The organism is Kamptonema animale CS-326, from assembly GCF_028330895.1.
GTDB classification, from domain to species: Bacteria; Cyanobacteriota; Cyanobacteriia; order Cyanobacteriales; family Microcoleaceae; genus Kamptonema; species Kamptonema formosum.
The window spans coordinates 1-5,325 of record NZ_JAQMUA010000433.1 but is presented as its reverse complement, the minus strand read 5'-3'; the positions used below and the strand labels follow the sequence as shown (position 1 = coordinate 5,325).

The following is a 5,325-nucleotide window of genomic DNA, read 5'->3' as shown; positions in this document are numbered from 1 at the left end:
CTTAAAGATATGGTAGAACAGCTTAAACCTCAATATTCTGTTACCTGGATCGGCAAAATTTCTGACGTACCTCAATCAGAATGGGATGCCTTAGCAATGCCACTAAAAACGCCATTTCTAGAATGGGAGTGGCTGAATAATTTAGAAACTTCTGGCAGTGTGACAGCGAAAACGGGTTGGTTGCCCTATCATTTAACAGTGTGGCGCGAAAGTCCTAAAGATAGGCCTCGCCAACGCCAATTAATCGCCGCTGCGCCTCTTTATGTCAAAAGTCATAGTTATGGCGAATTTGTTTTCGATCATCAGTGGGCCGAGTTAGCTGCCCGTATCGGTGTAGAATATTATCCAAAGTTGATGGGAATGACACCGTTTACGCCTGCTGAGGGTTATCGGTTTTTGATTGCTCCTGGGGAAGATGAAGATCTATTGACGCGGTTGATGATCGATACGATCGACCATTTTTGCGATCGCAACGGCATTTCAGGCTGCAATTTTCTTTATGTTGACCCGGAATGGCGACAAGTTATGGAAAGGAACGGTTTTAGCAGTTGGCTGCATCATAGCTACATCTGGCAAAACCAAGGATATCAAACTTTTGATGATTATTTAGGCGCTTTCAATGCTAACCAACGCCGTAATATTAAGCGGGAACGCAAGGCTGTAGAAAAGGCTGGTTTGCGAATCCAAAGTCTGACAGGGGATGAAATTCCTCAAGCTTTGTTTGCGCGAATGTACTCTTTTTACGAGAATACTTGTGACAAGTTTGGCTGGTGGGGAAGTAAGTATTTAACTAAGCGATTTTTTGAGCAATTGCACCATAACTATCGCGATCGCGTGTTATTTGTGGCCGCCTATGACGAACAGGACGATCGCTTACCAGCGGGAATGTCTTTTTGCATTTTTAAAGGCGATCGGCTTTACGGGCGTTATTGGGGAAGCGTGCAGGATATAGAATGTTTGCACTTTGATGCTTGCTATTATACGCCGATTGAGTGGGCGATCGCTCATGATATTCAAATTTTCGACCCCGGTGCCGGTGGCCGCCATAAAAAACGGCGCGGCTTTCCAGCTACACCTAATTATAGTTTGCATCGGTTTTATAACCCTCGCCTTTCCCAAATTCTTCAGTCTTACATTTCTCAGATTAATGAAAGGGAACAGCAGGAAATTGAACTGGTAAATGAAGATTTGCCTTTTAGTAAAGGCAATGACTAACTTTTTTCTACCAGTAAGGCGGGGTTTTCCCATCATTAATAGGAGAAATAGGAGAGTTCCGCAATTGAGGACTTGAAACCGTTTCGCTGCTCTTAGCCCCACACAGATTGCTCAAATCAACTATCTTACCATCCGAATTCTGATAAAAACACAACGGTTGCTCGTTAGATTGAGTATTGGGTGAAGTATATGTAGCGGGGGTGGAAAACTGGTCAGAAGACTGTCTTAGTATTGGGGATACTGGAACTTTTGTCTCAGTGTTTTCTTCTGACGGTTTTGCATGAGCTACCTCGGTCATTACCATTCCTGATACCAGCAGAAATACAACTGAGAGGAGGAGATTGGAGTTTTTCATCTTATCCTTCAACTATCTTGCTTCTCAGACTATTGACAAATGTCAACACTTCGAGTTTCTCTGTTTGATTGACCCTATTATCATCGAGAGATTGGGATATACCATTAGTAAAAGCATTAAATTCAGCGTCCGTGAGACCTATGCCAGTATGGGAAAGGTTCATAGTCCGCCCTGTATAAACACAAGGCCCGCCTGCTGCTTGGCAGAATTGATCGACTAACAACTGACGTAGCCTCAGTTTTGAGTTTGTGCTCAAGCCAATAAAATATTTACCAATTAGCGGATCGTTGAATATGTAATTTGCTGCACGATCGATAACATTGGCGATCGCGTTGTAGCCTCCTAGCCTATTGTAGAGAGAAATGCCTCCAGGAACTTGTGCAATGTATTCGTCTGTATTTACTTTATTTACTTTCTCTGCTGATTGTTGTACTGAGATCTCTGGCGTAGAACGAGCGAAACTAGGGTTTAGCTTGAAAGTATTTACAGCTATGACTGTGATACAGACTAACGTCAACAACATTGCTAAAGATTTACGGAGTTTCATTAGATATCCCCTAATTGTGATTGGAAGTTGAATCGTCAGCACTCGGTCATTTACTGATACATAGGCTTAAGAAGCCGGAACACGAGGTTTAAGCTAAACTAAACTTAGTCTTTGACTACGTGCGATGATGGAGAGAGAGCATTTGCTACATCATTGAGTAACTTTACCATCAAATTATCTTAGGGTAGATATCTTAATATCTCTTAAATAAATCAGCAGATGCTTATTGATTTGCCCTAGACACTTAATATTTCTGCTCAAGGCCTGGCGATCGCTTCGCCTTGCTCGCAAAATGATACAAAATCCTGGTAGCGATCGCATAAAATCTTAGCGATCGCCTAAATTTTGATAAATTAGTTGACAAAGCACGAAACTTATGCCAAGATTAAAAATTGTCAGTGATGCGGAACTGGCGGAATTGGTAGACGCGCATGATTCAGGTTCATGTGGTGCAAGCCTTCCGGGTTCAAGTCCCGGGTTCCGCATTTGACAGATTTTACTTGAGATTTTGGGTTGTCAATTCAATCCAAAATCAATTTTTTTTATGATTACCAGCGTTCAAAATCCTTTAGTAAAGGAAATACGCAAGCTTCACGCCTCGAAAGGGCGGCGGGAACAGGGTTTTTTTCTGTTGGAAGGGACGCATTTGCTAGAGGAAGCTTGCGCTCAGAATCACCCTCTGGCAACGGTTTGCTATACTTCACAATGGCAGGAAAGGCATCCCCAACTTTGGGAAAAAGTTTGTTTGCAAGCGCGGCGAGTAGAGTTGGTGAGCGATCGCGTTTTGGAAGCAATAGCAACTACAGTACAACCAGATGGTGCGATCGCTACAGCCCCTCGGAGTGAAATGCAGTCAGTAGCGACAGCCAGCTTGGGGTTAGCTTTAGAGACAGTACAAGATCCCGGTAATTTGGGGACAATTATTCGCACGGCTGCTGCGGCTGGGGCTGATGGTTTGTGGCTGAGTGGAGATAGTGTAGATTTAGACCATCCGAAGGTATTGCGATCGTCAGCGGGGGCGTGGTTTAGACTACCAATGGCAGTTACTTCTGATTTAAAAGCAGAAATCTCGCGCTGTCAACATCAGGGGATGCAGATTTTAGGAACTTTACCCGATGCAAGTTTGACTTATTGGGAAGTAGATTTGCGAGTACCAACTTTGATTGTATTGGGAAATGAAGGCGCGGGTTTATCGGAAGATTTGACAAATTTAGCCAGTCTGCAAGTCAGAATACCTCTGAGTCAGGGTGTGGAATCTCTAAATGTCGCGATCGCGGCTGCTCTAATATTATACGAAGCTCAACGCCAGAGAAGATGAGATGAGGGAGATGGGGGCATTTTTATTTAATAATCCAATTATATATTAAGTATAGTAACAACATCCAAGAAGAATTGCTCAGATGGTATGAACAACACCAAAGAAGAGTTTCTGAAACGATATGCTGCTGGTGAGAGAGACTTTACTGGTGTGAATCTGAGAAAAACCTGTTTAACGGATATTTCCCTAATAGGAATTAATTTGAGTAGTGCCAATTTAGAAGATTCTTTATTAATGAGAAACTTTCTGACTAATGCCAACTTAAGTAGTGCTAATCTGAAAGACGTGAATCTTTCAGATTCATATTTAATGAATGCAAGCTTAAGTAAAGCTAATCTCAGAGATGCCGATCTCCATAGCACTGATTTAACAGGTGCAGATTTAACTTATGCGGATTTAACAGGTGCGGATTTAACTTATGCTAAATTGATTGGGGCTAATTTAAGTGAGGCTAAGTTAAATAATATTAAAACTAATAAATGGACAATTTTTCATCATACTATTATGCCTTCGGGAAGCCAGCAAATGGATCGAGAGCGAGGCTTAAGTGGTGAAGAATTTAAAAGACGTTATGCAGATGGACAGAGAGAATTTGCCGGAATAGTCTTACATCGAGTTAACTTAGAAGGTGCTAACATACCTAATCTCAATCTCTCATATTCTCATTTCAGTTACGTTAACTTGCGTAATGCTATTCTGGAGCCTTTTAATTTGCGCTCGGCACGAATTATTTATTGCGATCTTAGAGGTGCTAATTTAAAAAATGGCGATTTTACTAACACCAGGTTTATTCGCTCTGATTTAAGAGAGGCACAACTTTCCGGCGAGGCAACCTGTACCAGCTTTATAGAAGTTAGCTTCCAAGGCGGTGTATTCCTCTGTGGTGGACAGTCACCTCCTTTTTGCTACAACGTTATTTTACCCGATGGGGAATATCTAGCCGGATATAGCGAGTGCTATAAACCTATAAACTTTGATAAACAGCAAAATCTTCATGACTTTTAATTAATTCTTTTTTAACTTCCCCATTCCCCCCATCTCCTCAATCTTCCTCAGATTCGGGCGGTTTCTCCTCTCGACTCTGCATAAATTGCTCAATATCCGCGATCGCTTCTTCAAGCTCAGCAAAACTAAACTGAGCTTTAGGTTTTTTCCGTTTAGCTGCGGGACTGTTTGCAGAGGTCGAATTCGATTTAGCAGCTTGACTGGCCTCCTGGGCGCGTGCTAACTCGTTCATTTGGTCAAGAGACTCAAAAAAGGCTCTGGCTGAGGCCCGGCGTAAATCTTGCCGATCTGGTTCCATGAGGAGTGGCTCCTTAGACTTTTGACATTGTACTTAAACTATATGCACCCTTGCCGATAGTAGACTTTAAAACTTTAAACTCCAACTGGACTTGCAACTCAAGACACTTGTAAGGGGTGGGCCACAATGATTGGGATTTAATCATAAGTTTTTCCAAAATGGAAACCCATCCCCTTCAGGGGTGGGAGGAATTTTTGCGGCTGTCTTCCGCCATGAATCCCCTTGCGGGGTGGAGGGCATGGTTGCCCTCCGTTTCTCCCTTACGGGGTAAAGTTAGCTTCGCCAAAGTTATAAGGGCTTGTTAGGGCAACGACACTGTTCCAGTGACCTTAGAACTGTTTAATCGTTGCCGACAGAGCAGGGAACTAGCTTCGCATTCGCCCGGTGTCGTGACCAAAATAACGTAGTCAGTTAAGACTTAGGCTGGTCAGTATGGCTTGGTTCGATGTTAGAGTCGATAGGAGCGTTGCTACTCCTACCTCTCCTTCAGAACGGAACGTGATACTTTCGCATCATTCCGCTCCTTGATAACTCCACCTTTGTTATTGGTACGATTCAAGACCAACTATCGGGTTTTGGCACTTTCT

Annotated in this window: 6 protein-coding genes and 1 tRNA gene; 4 read left to right on the top strand and 3 right to left on the bottom strand. The window is 42.9% G+C overall.

Going from position 1 to position 5,325, the window contains the following annotated elements; translation table 11 throughout:
- Positions 1-9: 9 nt before the first annotated feature.
- Entirely contained in the window at positions 10-1,215 is a 1,206-nt protein-coding gene (locus PN499_RS25360) for a GNAT family N-acetyltransferase (protein ID WP_272035765.1), read from the top strand.
- A 7-nt stretch (positions 1,216-1,222) separates the two neighbouring features.
- Here the strand turns inward: PN499_RS25360 and PN499_RS25355 are convergent, their stop codons facing one another.
- The gene (locus PN499_RS25355) at positions 1,223-1,570 is read right to left on the bottom strand and encodes a hypothetical protein (RefSeq protein WP_272035763.1); all 348 of its coding nucleotides are present in this window, start codon (positions 1,568-1,570) and stop codon (positions 1,223-1,225) included.
- A gap of 1 nt (position 1,571) precedes the next feature.
- Positions 1,572-2,117, bottom strand: a complete 546-nt coding sequence (locus PN499_RS25350; RefSeq protein WP_272035762.1) for a group I truncated hemoglobin — start codon at positions 2,115-2,117, stop codon at positions 1,572-1,574.
- Positions 2,118-2,520: 403 nt separating this feature from the next.
- Here PN499_RS25350 and PN499_RS25345 point away from each other — a divergent pair.
- The 3 genes from PN499_RS25345 to PN499_RS25335 all read left to right on the top strand — a co-directional run bounded on the left by PN499_RS25345 (position 2,521) and on the right by PN499_RS25335 (position 4,440).
- Positions 2,521-2,602: transfer RNA gene (locus PN499_RS25345), tRNA-Leu, on the top strand.
- A 59-nt stretch (positions 2,603-2,661) separates the two neighbouring features.
- Positions 2,662-3,435, top strand: a complete 774-nt coding sequence (locus PN499_RS25340; RefSeq protein ID WP_272035760.1) for a TrmH family RNA methyltransferase — start codon at positions 2,662-2,664, stop codon at positions 3,433-3,435.
- A gap of 87 nt (positions 3,436-3,522) precedes the next feature.
- Positions 3,523-4,440 carry a pentapeptide repeat-containing protein gene (locus PN499_RS25335; RefSeq protein ID WP_272035758.1) on the top strand — a complete coding sequence of 306 codons (918 nt, stop codon included), beginning with the start codon at positions 3,523-3,525 and terminating at the stop codon, positions 4,438-4,440.
- A gap of 37 nt (positions 4,441-4,477) precedes the next feature.
- Here the strand turns inward: PN499_RS25335 and PN499_RS25330 are convergent, their stop codons facing one another.
- A complete protein-coding gene (locus tag PN499_RS25330; protein WP_272035756.1) occupies positions 4,478-4,738 on the bottom strand; it encodes a hypothetical protein in 261 nt (86 codons plus the stop codon).
- Positions 4,739-5,325: the final 587 nt, after the last annotated feature.

Coding starts and splice junctions, on each gene's coding strand:
- PN499_RS25335 (WP_272035758.1), top strand. CDS start 3,523: ATGAACAACACCAAAGAAGAGTTTCTGAAACGATATGCTGCTGGTGAG.
- PN499_RS25360 (WP_272035765.1), top strand. CDS start 10: ATGGTAGAACAGCTTAAACCTCAATATTCTGTTACCTGGATCGGCAAA.
- PN499_RS25330 (WP_272035756.1), bottom strand. CDS start 4,738: ATGGAACCAGATCGGCAAGATTTACGCCGGGCCTCAGCCAGAGCCTTT.
- PN499_RS25355 (WP_272035763.1), bottom strand. CDS start 1,570: ATGAAAAACTCCAATCTCCTCCTCTCAGTTGTATTTCTGCTGGTATCA.
- PN499_RS25350 (WP_272035762.1), bottom strand. CDS start 2,117: ATGAAACTCCGTAAATCTTTAGCAATGTTGTTGACGTTAGTCTGTATC.
- PN499_RS25340 (WP_272035760.1), top strand. CDS start 2,662: ATGATTACCAGCGTTCAAAATCCTTTAGTAAAGGAAATACGCAAGCTT.